The 19,491-nt window shown below is 69.0% G+C and carries 13 protein-coding genes and 1 pseudogene; 11 read left to right on the forward strand and 3 right to left on the reverse strand.

Features of this window, described 5'->3' with window-relative positions; all coding sequences use genetic code 11:
• Window positions 1-79: 79 nt before the first annotated feature.
• From ACIQM3_RS19295 to ACIQM3_RS19310, 4 genes and pseudogenes are all read left to right on the forward strand, one after another.
• A complete protein-coding gene (locus ACIQM3_RS19295) occupies window positions 80-994 on the forward strand; it encodes a fumarylacetoacetate hydrolase family protein (RefSeq protein WP_401625612.1) in 915 nt (304 codons plus the stop codon).
• A gap of 233 nt (window positions 995-1,227) precedes the next feature.
• Window positions 1,228-1,377, forward strand: a pseudogene (locus tag ACIQM3_RS19300) (nucleotidyltransferase domain-containing protein); the annotation flags it as partial.
• Between the two features lie 100 nt (window positions 1,378-1,477).
• On the forward strand, window positions 1,478-2,854 hold the full coding sequence (locus tag ACIQM3_RS19305) for a serine hydrolase domain-containing protein (RefSeq protein ID WP_401625615.1): 1,377 nt from the start codon (window positions 1,478-1,480) through the stop codon (window positions 2,852-2,854).
• Window positions 2,855-3,099: 245 nt separating this feature from the next.
• The gene (locus ACIQM3_RS19310; protein WP_401625618.1) at window positions 3,100-3,828 is read left to right on the forward strand and encodes a GntR family transcriptional regulator; all 729 of its coding nucleotides are present in this window, start codon (window positions 3,100-3,102) and stop codon (window positions 3,826-3,828) included.
• Between the two features lie 65 nt (window positions 3,829-3,893).
• Here ACIQM3_RS19310 and acs read toward each other — a convergent pair whose 3' ends face one another.
• Entirely contained in the window at window positions 3,894-5,879 is a 1,986-nt protein-coding gene (gene acs / locus ACIQM3_RS19315) for an acetate--CoA ligase (protein WP_401625621.1), read from the reverse strand.
• Window positions 5,880-6,592: 713 nt separating this feature from the next.
• Here acs and ACIQM3_RS19320 point away from each other — a divergent pair.
• Window positions 6,593-8,218: a cation acetate symporter gene (locus ACIQM3_RS19320; RefSeq protein ID WP_401625624.1), complete on the forward strand. Its 1,626-nt coding sequence runs from the start codon at window positions 6,593-6,595 to the stop codon at window positions 8,216-8,218.
• A gap of 26 nt (window positions 8,219-8,244) precedes the next feature.
• On the opposite strand, the gene ACIQM3_RS19325 is transcribed toward ACIQM3_RS19320, so the two are convergent.
• Window positions 8,245-9,069, reverse strand: coding sequence for a TetR family transcriptional regulator (locus ACIQM3_RS19325; protein WP_401625627.1), 825 nt, complete (start codon window positions 9,067-9,069; stop codon window positions 8,245-8,247).
• 240 nt (window positions 9,070-9,309) lie between these two features.
• On the opposite strand from ACIQM3_RS19325, the gene ACIQM3_RS19330 reads away from it, so the two are divergent.
• The 6 genes from ACIQM3_RS19330 to ACIQM3_RS19355 all read left to right on the forward strand — a co-directional run bounded on the left by ACIQM3_RS19330 (window position 9,310) and on the right by ACIQM3_RS19355 (window position 17,353).
• Window positions 9,310-9,744, forward strand: a complete 435-nt coding sequence (locus ACIQM3_RS19330; RefSeq protein WP_401625630.1) for a hypothetical protein — start codon at window positions 9,310-9,312, stop codon at window positions 9,742-9,744.
• 68 nt (window positions 9,745-9,812) lie between these two features.
• Window positions 9,813-11,576 carry a CocE/NonD family hydrolase gene (locus tag ACIQM3_RS19335; protein ID WP_401625633.1) on the forward strand — a complete coding sequence of 588 codons (1,764 nt, stop codon included), beginning with the start codon at window positions 9,813-9,815 and terminating at the stop codon, window positions 11,574-11,576.
• 124 nt (window positions 11,577-11,700) lie between these two features.
• Window positions 11,701-12,252 (forward strand): nuclear transport factor 2 family protein, encoded by a 552-nt coding sequence (locus ACIQM3_RS19340; protein ID WP_401625636.1) that lies wholly within the window; start codon window positions 11,701-11,703, stop codon window positions 12,250-12,252.
• A gap of 201 nt (window positions 12,253-12,453) precedes the next feature.
• The gene (locus ACIQM3_RS19345) at window positions 12,454-13,677 is read left to right on the forward strand and encodes an acyl-CoA dehydrogenase family protein (protein WP_401625638.1); all 1,224 of its coding nucleotides are present in this window, start codon (window positions 12,454-12,456) and stop codon (window positions 13,675-13,677) included.
• Between the two features lie 229 nt (window positions 13,678-13,906).
• The gene (locus ACIQM3_RS19350; RefSeq protein WP_401625641.1) at window positions 13,907-14,803 is read left to right on the forward strand and encodes a dioxygenase; all 897 of its coding nucleotides are present in this window, start codon (window positions 13,907-13,909) and stop codon (window positions 14,801-14,803) included.
• Between the two features lie 180 nt (window positions 14,804-14,983).
• Window positions 14,984-17,353, forward strand: a complete 2,370-nt coding sequence (locus ACIQM3_RS19355) for a SpoIIE family protein phosphatase (protein WP_401625644.1) — start codon at window positions 14,984-14,986, stop codon at window positions 17,351-17,353.
• A 38-nt stretch (window positions 17,354-17,391) separates the two neighbouring features.
• On the opposite strand, the gene ACIQM3_RS19360 is transcribed toward ACIQM3_RS19355, so the two are convergent.
• Window positions 17,392-18,669 (reverse strand): acyl-CoA dehydrogenase family protein, encoded by a 1,278-nt coding sequence (locus tag ACIQM3_RS19360; protein ID WP_401625647.1) that lies wholly within the window; start codon window positions 18,667-18,669, stop codon window positions 17,392-17,394.
• Window positions 18,670-19,491 lie beyond the last annotated feature (822 nt).

Raw genomic sequence — 19,491 nt, forward strand, 5'->3', positions numbered from 1 at the left:
CCCGGTGCCTGAGGCGCGATAACAGCAATGACCGACACGGGTCCCGGGGAACATCCCGAGGACCAGGAAGGGAAAACACATGAGGATCGTGGGCATCAGGCGACCGCGTGCCGATTACGGGGTGGAGGTCGCGGCCCTGGCCGACGACGGCGGGGTCACCGTCATCGCCTCACTGGCGGATTTCTGGGCCGACCCGGCGGGACATCTCTCTCGGCCGCCCGGGGGTCCGACACTCGACGCCGCGTCGGTCGAGCAGGTGCCGCCCGTGCTTCCCGACGCACGTGTGTTCTGCATCGGACTCAACTATTCGGAGCACGCCGCGGAAGGGGCCTTCCGCGACCAGGAGCTGCCCCCCTATCCCACCCTGTTCGCCCGGTGGACCCAGTCACTCACCGTTGACGGTGCGGAGGTTCCCGTTCCCTCCAACGAGGAGGGCCTGGACTGGGAGGGCGAGGTCGTCGCCTGGGTGGGGGCACCGCTCGTCGACGCGACACCCGAGGAGGCCCTGGGGTCCGTCATCGGGTACTCCGCGTTCAACGACCTGACCTCGCGCAAAGCGCAGAAGCTGACGTCCCAGTGGATTCTGGGCAAGAACGGCGACCGGTCCGGGCCCATCGGCCCGATGGTGCCCGCTGCCGAGGTCGGCGACCTCACCCAGGGCCTCAGGCTGCAGACGCGCGTCAACGGCGTGACGGTGCAGGATGCTCGAACCGACCAGATGATCTACCCGGTCGGAGACACGCTGTCCCTCATCTCGCACACCCTGTCCTTGCGCCCGGGCGACATCCTCGCGACCGGTACGCCGTCGGGAGTCGGTTACGCCCGTAAGCCCCCTCAGCTACTGCAGCCGGGGGACACGGTCGAGGTCGAGGTGGAACGTCTGGGGAAGGTGCGCAACACCGTCGTGGACAACCGGCATCGATCGGCGGGTGACTCCTCCTTGCGTCGCCCTTCCTTCGGGGGCGTCGAAAACCAGCTCACCTCGAGGCACTGAGCCCGGGCCAGCCAGGTGCCGAGGGCGCACGGGCACCGTGAGGTGCGCCGGCGCCGTTGGCCCGGCTGGTCCGCCCGATGGGGACCCCATGAACGGTCGGGTTCAGGGGGTGCCCATGGGCCGTTGCCGTCCGCAGCACAGCCGGATCCGAAGGCCCCGCGGCACGGTCCAGGGGCGGGTCCACACCATCGACCTACTAAGAGCGTCCGCCAGTAGGTAGGGCGGGTTGTGACATGTGGCAGCAGTGCAGGCGGGCGATCATCGAAGACATGGCCAACCGCCTGGCCGAGGTGCCGGGCGTGATCGGAGTACTGCTCGGCGGCAGCCGGGCACGTGGAGAGCACTGGCCGGAATCAGACTGGGATCTCGGCGTCTACTACCGTCGCCCTTAATTCGCTGTGGCCCGAAAAGGGATTTGTGTACGGTGCCCGGATGGCTTCTCAGCGTTCCCTTCTGCCGCGCTCGACACCGGCCGCCTCGGGGATGTCGTCCCGCTCGATCGTCGCGCTTCTGGATCGGCTCGAAGCACGATCAGGCGAGAGCCACTCCATCATGGTCGTGCACCATGGTCACGTCGTCGCCGAAGGCTGGTGGGCGCCGTACTCGGCCGACCGCCCGCACCTTCTCTACTCGCTGACCAAGTCGTTCACGTCGATCGCCGTGGGGCTCGCGATCGGCGACGGGCTGCTCTCGCTGGACGACCGTGTGGTGGACGTGTTGCCCGACCGCGTCCCGGCCGACGTCTCGGAGCAAGGGCGCCACATCACCGTTCACCACCTGCTGTCCATGACGGCCGGGCACTCCACCGACAGCCTCGCCGAAGCCTGGGAGCGGGAACCCGACGACCTGGTGAAAGGCTTCCTGAGCCTGCCGTTCGCCGCGGCCGCGGGAACGCGGCACGTCTACGACAACTCGACCACCTACATCCTGGCCCGGATGGTCGAACGGGTCACGGGCCGCGGTCTCCCGGAGTTCCTCGACGAGCGCCTGTTCACGCCGATGGGCATCGACCACGCCGAATGGGACCGGGTAGCCAGTGGCGCCGCCTTCGGATTTCATGGACTGCACCTCACGACCGAAGGCGTCGCCGCCTTCGGCGAACTGCTGCGGCGCGGGGGCATGTGGGGCGACCAACAACTCGTCCCACGCGGTTGGGTGGAGCTTGCGACCAGACGGCACGTCGACAGCGAGTGGATCCTGGACGGATCGGGCCAGGCGGACTTCTCTTACGGCTACGGCTACCAGTTCTGGATGTCGCGGCACGGCTTCCACGGCCATGGTTCCTATGCGCAGCAGTGTGTGGTCGTCCCGTCCCACGACCTCGTTGTCACCGTGACCGCCGAAGGAGAGTCCCAGGACGTGCTCGACGCAGTTTGGGAGTGCCTGCTGCCCGGCGTGGGTCACGCGGGAAGCAACCAGGACGACGAGATCCTCGCCGACCGGCTGCGGCAGCTTTCCTTGTCGCCGGTGCCGGGTTCGGCCGGCCCGGGGCGGGCGGTCAGCGCGAAACTCGACGCCTCGGCCGAGAGATCGGCCCTGCCCGACGGAACGACGGTCACTGTCGGTCCCACCGACGGCGGATGGCTCGTACGATTCGAGTCGCTCCTCGATATCGAGGTCGGCCACGGCGACTGGCGGGAGAGCGCCCCGCTCGGCCGGCCGATCGTCGCGGCCGGCGCCTGGCATGGCAGCACCTACGTCGCCGATCTATACGTCATCACCACCCCGCACCGCGTTCGGCTGGCCGTCGACGCCGACGCGGGAACCGCGACGGCGACCTGGAGCACCCTGCCCCTGACCGGCCCCAGCCTGGAATTGCATGTGCGGTCGCCGCTTGTGACACGGCCAGACGTCGCGTAGGAGCACTGTCCGTCGACGCTGGGGGAGCGGGCCAGTTCGAGTCCTAAGTGTCGACAGTTTCAGTTAGGAGAGAGGTGCTGTCCGGCTCGGGCAGCCTGTATTTCCCAGGCGGTGCGGCCGGCGGAGTCGCGGATGGAGTGGGACGTCACCCGAAGTGTCGGCAAAGCGGTAGCGGCTTGTCGGCTACGGTTGTCCTTGCAGCTCATCCAGGCGCCCTGTGGACACGCACGAAAGGTCGACACAACATGACAGCTCAGTCAGCCGAGGTGGCGAACGACCTCGCTCACCCCGACGAGGTGAGCAGGGCCCATCACACGCTGCGACGCGAGATCATGCACGGCGACCTCCGCCCCGGCGATCCCCTGTCGCAGGTCGCGCTCGCCCGAAAGCTGGGAGTGAGCCGCGGCCCTCTGCGCGAGGCGCTCAGGATCCTGCAGCGCGAGGGATTCGTCCAGCAGGAGTCCCAGCACCGCGCCCGGGTGACCACGTTCAGCAACGAGGACCTCGACGAGCTCTACGCGATGCGCATCACTCTCGAAGCGCTCGCGGTCGGGATCGCCGTACCGCGCATGAGCGAAGCGCATCTCGAGCAGCTCGACCAACTGCTGGAGGAGATGGACGAGAAGGCGCGCACGGGCGACGTCGAGCAGTGGGAATGCCCGCACGAGCTGTTCCACCGGGCCCTGGTGCACCCGTCCGGTCCGCGCATGGAACGGGAGCTCGCCTTGCTGTCGGACCACGCCACGCGCTACCGCCTCGCGTTCGTCTCATGGAACCCGCTCGAATGGCGGGCGGAGACGAGCGCACAGCACCGCGTGATCGCCGATGCGGTGAAGGCGCGTGATGCCAGTGCCGCTTCCCAGGCCTTGGCGGCTCATCTGGGCCGTACTGCTCTCGTCGTGCTCTCCATCGCGGCACCTACGTATGAACCCGCGCGAATCCGCCGGGCCCTGGCTGTCGCCTCCGGTCAGTAGCTGCGGCGCTGCCAGCTCTCTTTCTCCGTGGCGTCCCCCTGCCGTACGGCAGGGGGACGCCCTGTTCAGTCCTCGTTCGCTGCCGAGGGCAGTTGTGTCTGGATGAGTGCCATGACGGAGGAGTCGGTGAGCGTGGTGACGTCTCCCAGCTCGCGGTTCTCGGCGACGTCACGCAGCAGGCGGCGCATGATCTTGCCGGAGCGGGTCTTCGGCAGCTCCGCCACCGGCAGGACGCGCTTGGGCTTGGCGATCGGCCCGAGCGTGGTGCCGACGTGGTTACGCAGCTCTGCGACCAGCTCCTCCGAGGCGGTGGCCGTCCCGCGCAGGATCACGAAGGCGACGATGGCCTGACCGGTCGTCTCGTCGTTGGCGCCGACCACGGCTGCCTCGGCGACGGAGGGGTGCGACACGAGGGCCGACTCGACCTCGGTGGTCGAGATGTTGTGCCCGGACACGAGCATGACGTCATCCACCCGGCCGAGCAGCCAGATATCGCCGTCCTCGTCCTTCTTGGCACCGTCGCCGGCGAAGTACTTGCCCTCGAAGCGCGACCAGTAGGTGTCGAGGAAGCGCTGGTCGTCGCCCCAGATGGTGCGGAGCATCGACGGCCACGGCTCGGTCAGGACGAGATAGCCGCCCCCGCCGTTCGGCACTTCATGGGCCTCGTCGTCGACGACGGTGGCCGAGATGCCGGGCAGGGCCCGCTGGGCGGAGCCGGGCTTCGTCGCCGTGACCCCGGGAAGCGGCGAGATCATCATGGCGCCGGTCTCGGTCTGCCACCAGGTGTCCACGATCGGGCAGGCATCGGCGCCGATGTGCTTGCGGTACCAGATCCAGGCCTCGGGGTTGATCGGCTCACCCACCGAGCCGAGCACACGCAGCGACGACAGATCGAACTTGGCGGGGATGTCGTCCCCCCACTTCATGAACGTCCGGATCGCCGTCGGCGCGGTGTAGAGAATCGTCACGCCGTACTTCTGGACGATCTCCCAGAAGCGCCCCTGGTGCGGGGTGTCGGGCGTGCCCTCGTACATGACCTGGGTCGCGCCGTTGGCCAGCGGTCCGTAGACGATGTACGAGTGTCCGGTCACCCAGCCGATGTCGGCGGTGCACCAGTACACGTCCGTCTCGGGCTTGAGGTCGAAGACCGCATGGTGGGTGTAGGCCGTCTGGGTCAGGTAACCCCCGGACGTGTGCAGGATGCCCTTCGGCTTACCCGTGGTTCCCGACGTGTAGAGGATGAAGAGCGGCTGCTCCGCGTCGAACGCCTCGGGCGTGTGCTCGGCAGACTGCCGGGCGGTGATCTCGTGCCACCAGACGTCCCGGCCCTCGGACCATGCGGTGTCCTGCCCCGTGCGGCGGACCACCAGGACGTGCTCGACGCTGTCGATGCGCGAGACTGCGTCGTCCACCGCGGGCTTGAGCGCGGAGGGCTTGCCGCGGCGGTAGCCGCCGTCGGCGGTGATGACGACCTTGGCGTCGGCGTCCTGGATGCGGGCGGCGATGGCGTCCGCGGAGAAGCCGCCGAAGACCACCGAATGGGCTGCGCCGATACGGGCGCAGGCCAGCATCGCCACGGCGGCTTCCGGGATCATCGGCAGGTAGACGGCGACCCGGTCGCCCTTGCCGACACCGAGCTCCGTCAGCGCGTTGGCGGCGCGGGAGACCTCGTCCTTCAGCTGGGCGTAGGTGATCGCGCGGCTGTCGCCGGGCTCGCCTTCGAAATGAATCGCGACCCGGTCGCCGTTGCCCGCCTCGACATGGCGGTCGACGCAGTTGTACGCGACGTTGAGTTTGCCGTCCGCGAACCACTTCGCGAAGGGTGGATTGCTCCAGTCGAGCGTTTCGGTCGGCTCCGTGGCCCAGGTCAGGCGGCGGGCCTGCTCGGCCCAGAAGCCCAGCCTGTCCGCCTCGGCCTGCTCGTACGCCTCCACCGTGACGTTGGCGTTCGCGGCCAGATCGGCAGGCGGTGCGAACCGCCGCTCCTCCTTGGCGAGGCTCGCGATCGACACACCGTCACCGGCCGCGTCAGCGACCCGTGATGCAGACATATCCGCTCACTTTCTCCGTCGACTCCATGCTTGGGCTCCCGTGCGAGGTGCGGACCACGGCCGACCGGGCCCCGGCGGAATGCGGCACCTCGCCCCGGGCCCGTCGGCCCCGTTTCGGCCGGAGGCCGGGAGTGCGGCGGAGGCTCCCGGTGGAGCGACGTTCCGCACGGCGTGGGTGGTCGTGCCTTCCGCCGTTTCGCCAGGATGGCATTCGCGTAAATGTAGCGTGTATCCAGGTATCAGTCCAGGGTTGCGGCTCCGGTCATGTGCCTTTGACATATGCAAGGTCACGAGATCGCTTCTGGCTGTCACTCAGGTCTTGGCACTGACGCCCGTCAACCTTCATGCTGACCCCAGGCCGCTGCCCCTGGGGGCGTCGCCTATTCCTGCGCCGACGGCAACCCCGCGCGCACTGCCGTACATTCCAGCGGCCACGCCGCTTCTCGCCGCACTCATTCACGCCGCCCACATCGCTGCCCTCTTCGGCACCGATCGCCGGCTCTCGCGCCGGCCACTCCCGGCCGGCTCTCCCTTGGGTAAGCAACAGGAGCATTCATGAATCCGTCCCGGCGTCCGCTTTTCGAGATGAGGTCCGGGCCCGTGCCGTCACCTCGTCAGGAGCGCGACGAGCAACGCCAAGCCGCCACCCCGTGCGTGGGTGTGCAGCACCGAAGACGGCGGCTCTCGCCTTCCGGGTGTGCAGGGGGTGGGCGATGACCGACCTGGCCGGTCAACTCGCCGCCGGGCAGGCCCTCGGGGCCCTGCCGCTGGTGGCCTTCCTCCTGATCGTCTGTCTCGCCGTGCTCCTGTACCTGCTGTACGGAGTGGAAGCCGACGGCACCAGAAACGTCTATGTCGCCGGCAGGTCCCTACGGCCACTGCCCAACGCCCTCGCGCTCACCGGTGATTACATCTCGGTCGTCACCCTGCTCTCCGTCACGGGTTCGGTGGCACTCACCGGGTTCGGTGGCATCGCCCTGGCGGTCGGAGGGGTCGGGGCGCTCGGGGTTCTGCTGTTGCTCGCCCAACCGCTTCGCACCGCGGGCCAGTTCACTCTCGGTGACACGTGGGACGCCCGCTTTCCCGGTGCCGCCGCGCGTGTGGCGGGTACCGTCGCGACACTCTGCTTCTGCCTCCCGCTGACGGTGGTCCAACTGGTGGTGGCCGGCTCCGCCGTCTCCTTCCTGCTCGGCCTGTCCGACATCGGGCCGGCCGCGCAGTTCTGCACCGCCCTCATCGGCGGGATCATGATCAGTGCCGCGTCCGTCAGCGGAATGCGGGGCAACACCGCCCTCCAGGTGATCAAGACCGTCGTGCTGCTCCTGGCCATGACGGTCCTGGCGGGACAGGTGCTGGACGAGTTCGGCTGGAATCCCGGCCGGCTGCTCGACGCGGCGGGGCGTGGGAGCACCGATCCCGGGCATTTCCACCTGGGGGGACTCCTCCGCGGCGACGGACCTGCGGGGACCCTGTCGCAGATCTCCGCACTGGTCACCGTGGTTCTCGGCGCCGGAGCGGCCCCTCACATCCTGATGCGTCTCAAGGCCGCCGCCGACGACGTGTCCGCGCGCCGCACGGTCACGTACTCCATCGGCCTGGTCGCCGCCTTCTCCGGGCTGGCGATCTTGCTGGGCCTGGGTGCGACGGCGCTCATCGGGGCCAAGAGTCTTGCGGCCGCCGACCCGGAGGGTCTGGCCGCGATCCCGCTCCTCGCTCTCCAGCTGGCTGCCGACGGTTCCAGCGGCGGCGCGATTCTCGCTCTGACGGTCTCGATGATCTTCCTCACCAGCCTCACGGTCGTGGCGGCCCTGACCCTCTCGTCGGCGGCGTCACTGGCACACGACATCTTCGGCCGTGGACGGTCGATGGCGACCGAGATCAAGCTGATGCGCTGGTCCGGCGCGACCGTAGGAGCGCTGGCCGTGGTGCTCGCGGTCGGGCTGCAAGGGAGAAACGTCGTCTCCCTCTCCCACTTCGCCATTGCGGCCACGGCGGCGGCCATCCTGCCCTCGCTCGTCCTCGGCCTGTTCTGGTCGGGTTACACGCGCGCAGGCATGCTCTGGAGTGTCTACGGCGGCATCGGCTGCTGCGCCGTGCTGCAGCTGTTCGGGCCGGCCGTTTCGGGAAGCCCCGACTCGATCCTGCCCGATGCCGACTTCGCCTGGTTCCCGCTGGACACGACAGGCCTGGCGTCCGTCCCGGTGGGCTTCCTCCTCGGGTGGGTGGCGAGCCTGGCGTCGAGATCGTCCACGAAGCGCATGACCCACTCGGAGGAGCCGGGCGAGGAGGGGCGAGCCTGGAGCGGCTTCGCATCTCCGCCCCCGACGTCCCGGATGTGACAGGTGCCGAACGGCGCCGAGAGGAGTCAGGCAGCCCCGTCCCCGGAAGGGGGCGGGGCCACGGCCCGAAGGAAGGCCTGCGTGAACGTCTCGATGGTCTCGTCCGCCGTGGGAAGGTCCGCCGCGGCCACGCGGCTCGTCACGGGGCGTAGCAGGAAATGCAGGAAAATGGGGCTGGTCATCTGCTGCGTGAGCAGGAGCGGTGGCATGTCGCGGATGCGGCCGGCGGCGGCTTCTTCGGCGAGCCATGCCCCCACGCCGGCCAGCAGGCGAGGAGTGACGCTCCGGAAGACCATCTGGACGTTCTCGTCACCAGGGCGGGCGAACACTTCCGCAAGGAGGGCCGGCAGGACGCGGGGCTCCCGCTCGAGGGCGTCGGCCAGGAGTCGGTAGAGCCGGCGGACGGTGTCCTCCAGGTCGCCGGTCCGTCCGGCCAGGACGGTCTCCATGTCGACGATGGGGCTGTGGCGCTCGAACACCGCGCGCAGCAGTTCGTCCCGCCCGCCGAACGTCGCGTAGAGGCTCGGCACGGAGCACCCGGCCGCGGCTGCCACCCGTTCGAAGGTCACTGTCCCCAGCCCTTGCTCGCTGATCAGGGCGGCTGTGGCTTCGATGGCGCGTTCCCTCACTGGCTTCCGCCCTCCCGGTTCGACGCCTGCGGCGCGCAGCGCCTCGTCCAGAGCCTGACGGGTGCCGCCGAGCCGGCGCAGCAGCGTGCTGCGGGAGACTCCGGCTTCCTGGGCGATGTCGCGCACGGTCACCTCCGCCGCAGGAACGCCTCGCGCGTCCGCGGCCCGGATGGTGGCATCGACGATCTCCTGAGGGACAGGAAGTGCTCCGCTACTTGACATACCTCTTAATGTACGGTGTATTCGAGTATCAGTCCAGCAGGCTTCGAATTGCCCAGGACATGCGGGGCCTTGTTCTGAAGGCCTCATGGGCGATGCAGCCCCTCGGCAGAGCGGTCAGGGCGACGTGGACAGCCGCCGACCACCACAGCTGTCACGAGTTTCCCTCGACACGGCTTTCGCAGGGCGTGGTTCCGGTCAAGGCGGGCCATGCCGGCGCTCCAACCCCGAAAGCAGACGATCATGCTGCGTACAGGAAGGTTCGCAGGCCCCATCGCAGGGCTGCGATTCGAGACTCCCACGTGTGCGGGACTCACGGACCAGGACGGGACTTTCGCCTACCGGGACGGCGAGATCATCGCCTTCTCGGTCGGGTCCGTCCTGATAGGCGCCGCGCGAGGCGCCGCACGCCTCACCCTTGCCGACATCGTCGCGCGAGTCGCCGGGAATCCAGGCAAACTCGCCGATCCGGGCCTGACCAACATCGCCCGCTTCGTGTACTCGCTCGACAGGGACGGTGACCTGGACGGCGGGGTCACCCTGACGCCTGGAATCCACGCGCTCGTGGGCGACCGGGTCATCACTTCCGTAACCAGACGACCCTCGCACCGGGGCCGGCCGACCTCATCCAGGCGTTCACCGACGATCCGGCCGTCTCGGGACTGCTCGACGACCTGAACCGGGCCAAGGCCTTCAGGGACGCCACGCCACGCACCCTCACATCGGCAGCCGCCGCGCGCAACGAGGTGCGCCGGAACCTACTCGGAATCCGCCGATACCGGGACGTCAAGATCCCTCTCCGGAACGGCTCGTTCGTCTATGCCGACGTCTACCGTCCGGACCACGATGATCCGGTCCCGGTCGTCATGAACTGCGGTGTGTATGGCAGGGCGTTCGTCCACCACACCATCTGCGACGAGCGGGACGCCGAGCGGCACGAGGTGATGGAAGAGCGGTACTTCTCCGGCAATCCCGATGGATACGAGTACGAGAACCACGAAAGCATCAACACGGCGACATGGATCCCCCGGGGCTACGCCCTCGTACGCGTGGACAGCCCCGGGGCGGGCAAGAGTCCGGGCACCCTCGGCATCTGGGGGATCGACGAGGCCGAGGCGTTCTACGACGCGATCGAGTGGGCCGGGGTGCAGCCCTGGTCCAACGGGAACGTCGGTCTGTGGGGTATGTCGTACTACGCGGTCAACCAGCACGCGGTGGCGAGCCTTCGACCGCCGCACCTCAAGGCGATGATCGCCATCGGCACGGATGCAGACCTCTACGAGGAGGTCATCTACACCGGGGGCATCCTCAACGAGGAGTTCTTCCCCTTCTGGTTCGAGAAGGGGATCGCGCCCGCGGTCTGCGGCGAGGTCGACGCGAAGGACTTCCTGGCGATGGCCAGGGCCAATCCCTTCAAGGACTCCGACCCCTCAGCGGTCTTCGGCCCGCGGTCCGAGGTCCTGATGAGTCCGGACCTCAGCAAGGTGACGGTGCCTCTCTGGACGGTCGCGGTGACGACGCACCCCGCCCACTTCCACCAACTCGGAAGCAGCGAGACCTATCTGAACACTCCCACGAAGAACAAGAAGATCGACTTCTGGGAGGACTGGTTCATGAAGTCCTACTCCGCCGCAGCGGCCGACGAGCACGTGGCGTTCTTCGACCACTGGCTCAAGGAAATCGACAACGGGATCATGGACAAGCCGCCCGTACGCCTGGAGATACGGACAGGGCGAGGTGCGTCGTACGTCCAGGAGGAGCAGGAGTGGCCGGTCGCACGCACCCGGTACGTCAAGTGGTACCTGGACGCGTCGCCCTCCGACCTGGACGGGCGCGTCCCCAGCGGCAACACGCTGCGACTGGCGACCACGGTCCCCGAGGCCGAGCGGTCCGTGACCTATTCGGCCCAGGTGGACCCGCTGGCCCCGGTGGTGCCGCAGGCACCGGTCGCCGGGGAGAACGCCATGACCATCGCCCCCTGCCGCCACGGCGCCACCTTCATCAGTGCGCCGCTGGAGGAGGACACCGTGCTTGCCGGCTACAGCAAGCTCGTGGTGTGGGTGGCATCCACCAGTGAGGACATGGACCTCTTCGTGGCTCTGCGCGTGCTGGACAAGGAGAACAGGGAAGTCGACTTCAGCGGCCCGGCGGTCATCCCCGGCGTTTCCACCCATCTCTATCCGCTGGCCAAGGGCTGGCTCAAGGTGTCGCACCGCGCCCTGGACACCGAGCGGTCGACCGATTTCCGGCCGAAGCACACGCACCTGCGCGCGGACCACGCCCCGCTGCGGGACGGCGAGATCGTACCGGTGGAGGTGGAGATCATCCCGAACACGGGCCTGGTAAGGAAGGGCCACCGCATCCGGCTCGACATCCAGCCGTACACCGGGGTCGGCCACGGCAACCGGCACGCGTACGACGCCTCTTGCCACGACGGCGCGCAGAACACGGTCTTCACGGGCCCGGAGCATCCGAGCTATCTGCAACTGCCCGTGCTGCCGCCCCAGTGACGGCAGTGACAGGAAGACGCGGAGGAACAGCGTGCGCCGGCCGCGCCCGGTTCCGACCGACCGCCACCGCACCACACATAGTCCTGAGCAGCCGAGAGAGCGAAATCGGAGTGGGGAGAACCTGATGAAGATCGAGGAACTGAGCGCCCGAGCGGAGATCCACGACGTACTGCTGCGCTACTGCCGCGGCCTCGACCGTGTCGACATAAGCCTGGTCCGCGGTGCCTTCCACCCCGACGCGTGGATCCAGTTTCCCGAAAGTCTGCATGTCGGCCCGGTGGACGGCTTCGTGGAGTTCCTCGCGGGTGAGATGCCGCGGTTCGTCCGGACCATGCACTTCCTCGGGAACAGCCTCGTGGAGTTCGACGGCCCCGACGCCGCCCACGTCGAGACCTACTTCCAAGCCGACCACCAGGGCTCGGAGAAGCATCAGTGGAAGGGCGAAACCGTCAAGCTGTGGGCGCGCTACCTCGACAGGTTCGAGCGGCGGGACGGGAAATGGCTGATCGCGCGCCGCGGAATGCTCGTCGAGTGGATGTACAGGTACCCGGCGGACGGGTGGTTCGACGATCACCCCGACGCATCGGTGGGACGGCGCGACGGAAGCGACCCCAGCCTCCGGAGAGTCGGTGGCTTCGGTGGGCCGCCTTTGACGGACCGTGCGTGGCCCGCCTGACTCGAAACATTTCGGCGCGTGCAGAGAGTCGTACCGCGCCCTCTCCGTCAAGAGACAGCCATGCGCATCCCGCCGACGCCCGGTCCACGGGACACACACGACGACACGGCGTCGGGCAGGACACAGAACCCTTTCGAGCATGCCCGGCCGCCGGAGACCTCATCCGGTGACGGCGGCCGGGCGACCCAGGAGATCATGACGATGACACCCAGGACAGACACCGATCGGCCGCAAGCTCAGGAGATCCTCGCCCGCCTGGAGGAGCTGCGCCCCTGGCTCCGCGAGCACCAGGCCGACGCCGAGCAGCAGCATCGCATCCCTCAGGAGACCGTCGAACGTCTCGACGCGGCCGGCCTGTTCGCTCTGACCACGCCCAGGCGGTACGGCGGCGCGGACTTCACGACGCGCGAACTGCATGACGTCTACCGGGTGCTGGGCGCGGGGTGCGGGGCGACGGCGTGGATGGTGTGGGCGGCCGCGGGAGGCAATCTGTGGAGCTTCTCCTTCGCCGACGACGTCATGGCACCGGTCTACGCCTCGCCGTGGACCGGTAACCGCACCTTCGCGGTCGGGGGCACCAGCCGTCGCATGTCGGGGACGGCACGGCAGGTCGACGGAGGCTGGATGGTCCAGGGCGCCTGGCCGTTCGCGACGGGAAGCGTGCACGCCTCGCACGGCTTCCTCGCCGTCTTCTACGACGAGACCGACGACGCGAAGGTCGGAATGGTGCTCGTGCCGAAGGAAGAGCTCGTCGCCCGCGACGACTGGGACGCGATGGGTATGGCGGCCACCGGCAGCCAGACCGTCGCGACCGACGGCGAACTCTTCGTTCCGGACGAGCGCTTCAGCACTCCTCAGCGGCTCACGGCCCACATCGCCGAGCTCACGGAGCAGGGGCTGGGGCCGCGACGCGGAGGGCTCGCCCGCTCGCTCGTGACGGGTACGGGGGTGGCACTCGGGATGGCCGACCACGCCATGGAGGTGTTCCTCGGAGGACTCGGAAAGCGCAGCATCCCGTACTCGTCGTACGCCAGGCAGCTCGACGCCCCGATCACTCACCTCACGGTCGGCCGTGCCCACGCCAAAATCCACGCGGCGGGCCTGGTGGCCGACGCGGCGGTGGCCGAGCTCGACCGGCTCGACGCCACGGGGGTGGATCCCACGGAGCGCGAGGTCGTCCGCTTCCACGCCGACGTCGCCTACGTCTGGGACGCCTGCAGCGCCGCGGTCGAGACGCTCTTCCGGGCGTCCGGAGCCTCGGCGATCATCAAGCGCCAGCCGCTGCAGCTGATCGCCCGGAACTGCCGTGCCGGCAGCCTGCACGCGGCCCACAACATCGATACCTGGATGGAGAACATGGGCCGGGAGCTGTGCGGGGTCGAGGCCGATCCCGCCTCGACGAGCGTGCTCGAACGGCGGTCGTAGGACAGCGACGCCGGGTGGCGGCGCAGCACGCCGACGCCCTCGAACCCTCACCGCCTGATGTGGGCCCGGACGGTGGTAAGTCCGGCATGCCGACCTGCCACCGGCGACCCGCCGCGGGCCGGCGGCGGGTCGCCGGTGTGCCCCGCGCAGCTCCGAGGGCCCGCCTACACCTGACACGACAGGAGCACATGAACGTGACCCGCCCCCTGCGACGCCTGACTCCACGCCCATGACCGGCCGACCGGCCGCCGGTCCGGACCACAGCCGCGCGGACGCCGTCACGGTCAGCGTGCTCTCCGAGATGAACGCACCGGACCCACGCATCGGCCGGCTCACGCAATCGCTTGTCATGCACGTGCACGCCTTCCTGGTCGAGAACCAGGTCACCTGGGAAGAATGGCTGGCCGGGCTCGACTTCCTCGCCCGCGCGGGACAGTGGACGACCTCTGCTCGCAACGAGCTCCTTCTCATGTCGGACACCACGGGCAGCTCCACCCTGCTCAACGCGTTGAACCGTCACAGACCGGCGCCGGACGGGCCCGCAACGCCGGAGCACCCGCTCCTCAGCAACGCACCACTGCGCCCCATGGGCGAGGTGCTCGCCACCGAGGAGCAGTGGGCGGGCGGTGACTGGACACGCGTACACGGGCACGTTCTCGACGCCGGGGGGAACCCGGTGGCCGGCGCCCGGATCGGTCTCTGGCAGGCCCATGGCGCGGGGGAGCCGTCGAGCCCGCCGAGAGGTTCGCGAGCACTCCTCACCACCGGCACCGACGGCGCCTTCTGGTTCCGCACCGTCAAGCCCCGGAGCTACCACCTGCCCACCGACGGCCCTGGCGGGGAGTGGCTGCGCGCCACCGGTCGTCGCCCCGTGCGTCCGGGGAACATCCTCGTCCGCGTCGAGGCCGAGGGGCACCACCTCCTCACCAAGCGCCTGTTCGCCGCCGACGATCCCCTTCTCGCGCTCGACGTCTCCTTCGGTGTCGCCGACGGCCTCGTGCTTGACTTCCATCTCGGCCAGGACCCGGTCGTGATAGAGGCCAACGGGATGCCCGGCCCCTACTTCGAAGTCGCCTGCGACCTGGTACTGACGCCAGGCACACCGATCCACGGGGCCGAGGCATGATTCCGCACATCGTGCCCGACCGGGCTTGTGGAATGCGTATAAATGGGTTCTATACTGGCATTCCAGGCTGATGGGCGATCACGTCTCCCGAGCGCGGTACGGGAATGCCGCGGGAAGGCGAAGGGCCCGGCGTCGCGACATGATGGGTCCACCGACCCGATGGGAGGCGGTGACGGCATCATGGGAGTGAGCAGGGCGGGAGACCGCGCGTCGCCGACCGAGGTGGCGGCTGTACTCATCGATCGTCGTGGTGTCGTGACAGGCTTGTCCCGCGCCGCTGAGGATCTTCTGGAGCAACAGGCCGCAGACGTCCTGGGGCGTTCCGTTCTCCGGCTGCTGGCCGAGCCCAGCGCCGCCGACCCCTCCGCCGGGCTGCCGGACACGGGTGAGATCAGCCTGCTGTGCGGTTCCGGCGAGGCGATCAGCGTCTGCTACCGCGCCGAAAGGCTACGGATCCCTGAGCCGACGCTGATCCTGGCCGCCCCGGCGGACCAGGCTTCCGAGGCACAGTGGGACGGGGCCCTGTCGCGGGCCCTGCTCGGCCAGGACAGCATCGGTTTCGTCCTCCGTGACACCGATCTCGCGGTGGTGCGGGCCAACGTGAGGCATGGCGCGTTCGCCGGACCGGGTCTCCCCCAGGGCAGCCGCCTGGCCGACGTGATGCACCCGGCCGACGCGGCCGACGTCGAAGTGGCCCTGCGGGGCGTCCTGGAGACAGGCGTGCCCCTGGTCGCGAGCGAGCAGCGTGTGAGGTCCGCCCGGGCGCCGCACGGCGACTGGTCGCTGTCCGTGTCCGCCGTACGGACGGAGGACGAACGGGGGCGGCCCACGGGCGTCGCCGTCCTGTTCACCGACGCCACGGAGCACTGGGCGGCCGAACGCCGGCGCGAACTGCGCCACCGTGCGGCGGCGGACATCGGCGGCACGCTCGATGCGAGCAGGACGGCGGAGGAGATCGTCGACACGCTGGTACCCGACTTCGCCGATCTCGCGTGGGTCGACCTGGCCGACGTGGTGCTCAAGGGTGACGAACCGCCGAAGACCTTCGGCGGGGGCAATCTCCACCTGCGCAGGGCGGCGGGCCGCGTCGCGCACGGCTCGTGGCCGGCCGGCATGCTCGGTTTCGGCGAACCGGTGCCGCCCTTCCCTGATGTGCCTATGATCCGTGACCTGCAGGAAGGCCGCACCATCGTGACCGACCGGGTCACCCTGGAACGTGGCCTGGCCGATCCGGCCCATGTGCGACTCGCAGCACCCGACGGCGGCCACTCGATGACCGTGGCCCCGCTCTTCGCGCGCGGCCTGGTGCTGGGAGCCGTGGTCGCCTGGCGCATCGATCGGACCGAGCCCTTCGATGAGGAGGACGCGGCCCTCTTCACCGAGATCGCCGCTCACGCGGCCCTGGGCGTGGACAACGCCCGCCGCTACACCCGTGAGCAGCGTGCCGCCGCCGCACTCCAGCAGCGCCTGCTGCCACAGACGCACACCTCCACCCGGGTCATGGAGACGGCGGGCGCGTATCTGCCCGCGGGAGGCGGAGCCGAGATCGGTGGCGACTGGTTCGACGCGATCGAGCTCCCCTCGCTCCGGACCGCCCTCGTCGTCGGAGACGTGACCGGCCACGGACTCCACGCCACCGCCACCATGGGGCGACTGCGTACCGCCGTGCAGACGCTGGCGGACCTGGAACTGGCCCCCGACGAACTGCTGGCCCATCTCGACGACCTGGTGACCCGGTTGGCCGGCGAGGCGGATCCCGCACACCGCGACATGGTCGGCGCCACCTGTCTCGTCGCCGTGCACGATCCGGTCACCGGACGCTGCACGATGGCCGCGGCGGGCCAACCACCGCCGATCCTGGCCGTGGCGGACGACCGTGCCGTGCGGGTGGTCGTCCGACCGGGGCCGCCGCTCGGCGTCGGGGGCCTGCCCTTCGAGACGACCACCATCGACGTGCCCCCGGGCAGCGTCATGGCCCTGTACACCGACGGCCTGCTCCAGCGGTACGGACCCGACATCGACAGCTCCACACGTGACCTCGCGGAACGGCTCGCGGAGCTCCGGCGCCAGGAGGACAGCCTTCCCGCGCTTGCTCAGACCCTGATGAACGACGCCGGCGGGCCACCGCAGCCCGACGACGCCGCCCTTCTCCTCGCCCGTACCTCCGCGCTGGAGGAGGATGCCGTGGCCTGCTGGGACTTCCCGGCCGACCCGGCGGCGGTGGCCTCGGCGCGAGCGGCAGTGACCGGGAAGCTGGCCGAATGGGGACTTGAGGAGCAGGCCTTCGCGACCGAACTGATCGTCAGTGAACTGGTCACCAATGCCGTCCGGTACGCGGGCGGCCCCGTGGGCCTGCGCCTGATCCGCGCCGATGTACTCCTGTGCGAGGTCACCGACCCGAGTAACACCCAGCCACGCATGCGCCGAGCCCGCACCACCGACGAGGGCGGTCGCGGGCTGTTCCTGGTGGCCCAGCTCAGTCGCCGCTGGGGGAGCAGGTACGGACTGACCGGCAAGACCATCTGGGCGGAGCAGGAACTGTCAGGATGAGGGCCGGTCCGACGCGGCGAGGAGCCGGCCCCCTCCGCTCAGACTTTGCCGGGCGCGACCGGGGTGAAGCGATCGAGTGTCGTGATCCCCGCGAACTTGTGCGGCTGGACCCCGGCCATCAGCCTGCCGTAGTTCTCGGACAGAGCCTCGAGGTTGAGGGCACCGTGCAGCGTGATGACACGTGCATCGCGCCAGGCCCGCTGGATCGGCTCGCTCTCCATGATCGCGGTCGAGCCGGAGTTCCTCTGGATGAGCTCGATCGCCTCCGCGCACCACTTGGCCGCGTACGCCGTCTCGACGAGGACCCGGGCACTGAACATCTGCATGTACTCCGGATCGGCTGGTGTCCCCGCTGCAGCGAGCGCCCCGAGCCGGTCGGTCTCCTCGGCATTGGCACGAGCGGACAGAGTCGCGGACTGGATCTTGGAATGCACCTCGGCGAGCATCAGGTGCGTGGAGGGCGCTTCCAACTGGTTCTTGTACGTGGTTCCGCGGATCGGCCGGCCGGCGGAACGCTCGAGGAACCTCTCCAGCGCGCCGTGCGCGAGGCCGATGGACATCCCCGCCATCAGACTGAAGGCCCAGCCGAGTGAGGGCGCCTTCCACAGGGAGCCCTTGAGGCCGTTGTCGATCGTCCCGCCCGCGATGTGACGGAAGTCGACACAACGATGCTCGGGCACGAAGAGTTCATCGCCCACGAGGGTGAGAGAAACGCTTCCGGTGGCGCGCATTCCGGCGACCTGCCAGTCGTCGAGGGAGCGCAGCTCGTCGCGCGGAACCTGAACGGCCAGGAGGTAGGGGCCGTCGCCGTCGTCGGCTATGCAGCCTAGATTGGTGAAGGGCGCCCAGAGGGAGTCGCTTCCGAACGTCCAGGGGCCGCCGGTGATGACCCAACCGCCCTCGACCCGCTGTGCGCGCCCCTTGGAGGCCGGGAAGTGGCTCGAGCCGGCGACCCGCGGTCCCACCCACCCGGATCCGTAGACCTCTTCGACGACGCGCGCACCCGAACCGGCGGGAATCCAGTTCGTGGACGCTCCTACCCACACGCTCCATCCACACGAACCGTCCCACTTCGAGACCTCGGAGACGACGTCGAGCTGCTCCCGGACGGTCAACTCGTAGCCACCGAACTCAGCAGGGCTGCCGATGGCGAAAGCACCGGTGGCGTCCAGGTCGGCGATGGTCTCGTCCGAATGGCGTCCGGCGCGCTCGGCGTCGAGCGCACGCTTGCGCAAGGTGGGTCCCAGCGCGCGGACCCTGGTGAGGATCGACGCCAGTGCCTCGGACGTGTCGTGGCTCGCAACCATCGTGGTCATCTCCTGTGCTTCGTTCTTGTGGGTGGAAGGCCGGGGTCTGCGACGCCAGGTGCGGTCGGTGCCTGTTTCCCGAGGCCGCTACGGGCTGCCGTGGCCGTTTTTCGGGGCGCTCCCACGGTGCAGACCGTGTCGTGGAGGTGCTCCGCGTGCCCACCTGGACCAAGGCGGTCGTACGGCTACGTCGGACTCGTCGCGATGTGGCGCGCACGGGTGGCGGCTCAGGGTGGGAGACACCAGGGCGTACGTTGATTCCGTTGTGCCCGGTCCGGTCCTCGGCGCGGACGATCGGCGGCTCCCGGGGCCGGGTGTCGTCGTCTGCGGCACCCTCGGCCTGGATCACGAGGTCGGTTCTGTCGTAGGGCCCACCACCGGCACCGTAAGAGAAGGTAGGACAGAGTGTCAACATTTTCTCTTGTTCGGCCAGAGCTGATCCGTCGCGTGCGGATGAGCCGGGGTGGCGTCCAGCCCGTCGGGTCACCTGCGACTCTATCTCTCATGCTTGCTCACGACTGGGTGGGCGTCGAGCGATGCTCGTGTGTGCCAATGTCCCCCCTGTCCTTCACCCGGGAGGTCTGACTGTTCGGCCTGGCGCAAAGTGTTGACAGGCCTGTTGTGGCTCCTGATGATGGTCCCCATCTCCGCCACTCGCTCCGGCCCCTGGGTCGTTGTGCGGGAAAGGTGCAGCCCGGGTGCCGGGCGGCCGAGGTGGAAGAGAAGAGCCGAGAGTGACATCACCCGCCGTCCGGTCAGCGTGATGGCACCCGCCGGTGCGTGCGGACGCCGAGCTGAGGAGTGTGCGTCCGGTCGGCGAGGTGCGATCCC

The sequence above is a fragment of the Streptomyces sp. NPDC091271 genome, assembly GCF_044757505.1.
GTDB lineage: Bacteria > Actinomycetota > Actinomycetes > Streptomycetales > Streptomycetaceae > Streptomyces.

Bases quoted from the DNA above. Each gene is read 5' to 3' on its own strand.
- acs (WP_401625621.1), bottom strand. From the start codon at position 5,879: ATGTCTGCATCACGGGTCGCTGACGCGGCCGGTGACGGTGTGTCGATC.
- ACIQM3_RS19350 (WP_401625641.1), top strand. From the start codon at position 13,907: ATGACCGGCCGACCGGCCGCCGGTCCGGACCACAGCCGCGCGGACGCC.
- ACIQM3_RS19360 (WP_401625647.1), bottom strand. From the start codon at position 18,669: ATGACCACGATGGTTGCGAGCCACGACACGTCCGAGGCACTGGCGTCG.
- ACIQM3_RS19355 (WP_401625644.1), top strand. From the start codon at position 14,984: ATGGGAGTGAGCAGGGCGGGAGACCGCGCGTCGCCGACCGAGGTGGCG.
- ACIQM3_RS19305 (WP_401625615.1), top strand. From the start codon at position 1,478: ATGTCGTCCCGCTCGATCGTCGCGCTTCTGGATCGGCTCGAAGCACGA.
- ACIQM3_RS19320 (WP_401625624.1), top strand. From the start codon at position 6,593: ATGACCGACCTGGCCGGTCAACTCGCCGCCGGGCAGGCCCTCGGGGCC.
- ACIQM3_RS19310 (WP_401625618.1), top strand. From the start codon at position 3,100: ATGACAGCTCAGTCAGCCGAGGTGGCGAACGACCTCGCTCACCCCGAC.
- ACIQM3_RS19345 (WP_401625638.1), top strand. From the start codon at position 12,454: ATGACACCCAGGACAGACACCGATCGGCCGCAAGCTCAGGAGATCCTC.
- ACIQM3_RS19330 (WP_401625630.1), top strand. From the start codon at position 9,310: ATGCTGCGTACAGGAAGGTTCGCAGGCCCCATCGCAGGGCTGCGATTC.
- ACIQM3_RS19295 (WP_401625612.1), top strand. From the start codon at position 80: ATGAGGATCGTGGGCATCAGGCGACCGCGTGCCGATTACGGGGTGGAG.
- ACIQM3_RS19340 (WP_401625636.1), top strand. From the start codon at position 11,701: ATGAAGATCGAGGAACTGAGCGCCCGAGCGGAGATCCACGACGTACTG.
- ACIQM3_RS19325 (WP_401625627.1), bottom strand. From the start codon at position 9,069: ATGTCAAGTAGCGGAGCACTTCCTGTCCCTCAGGAGATCGTCGATGCC.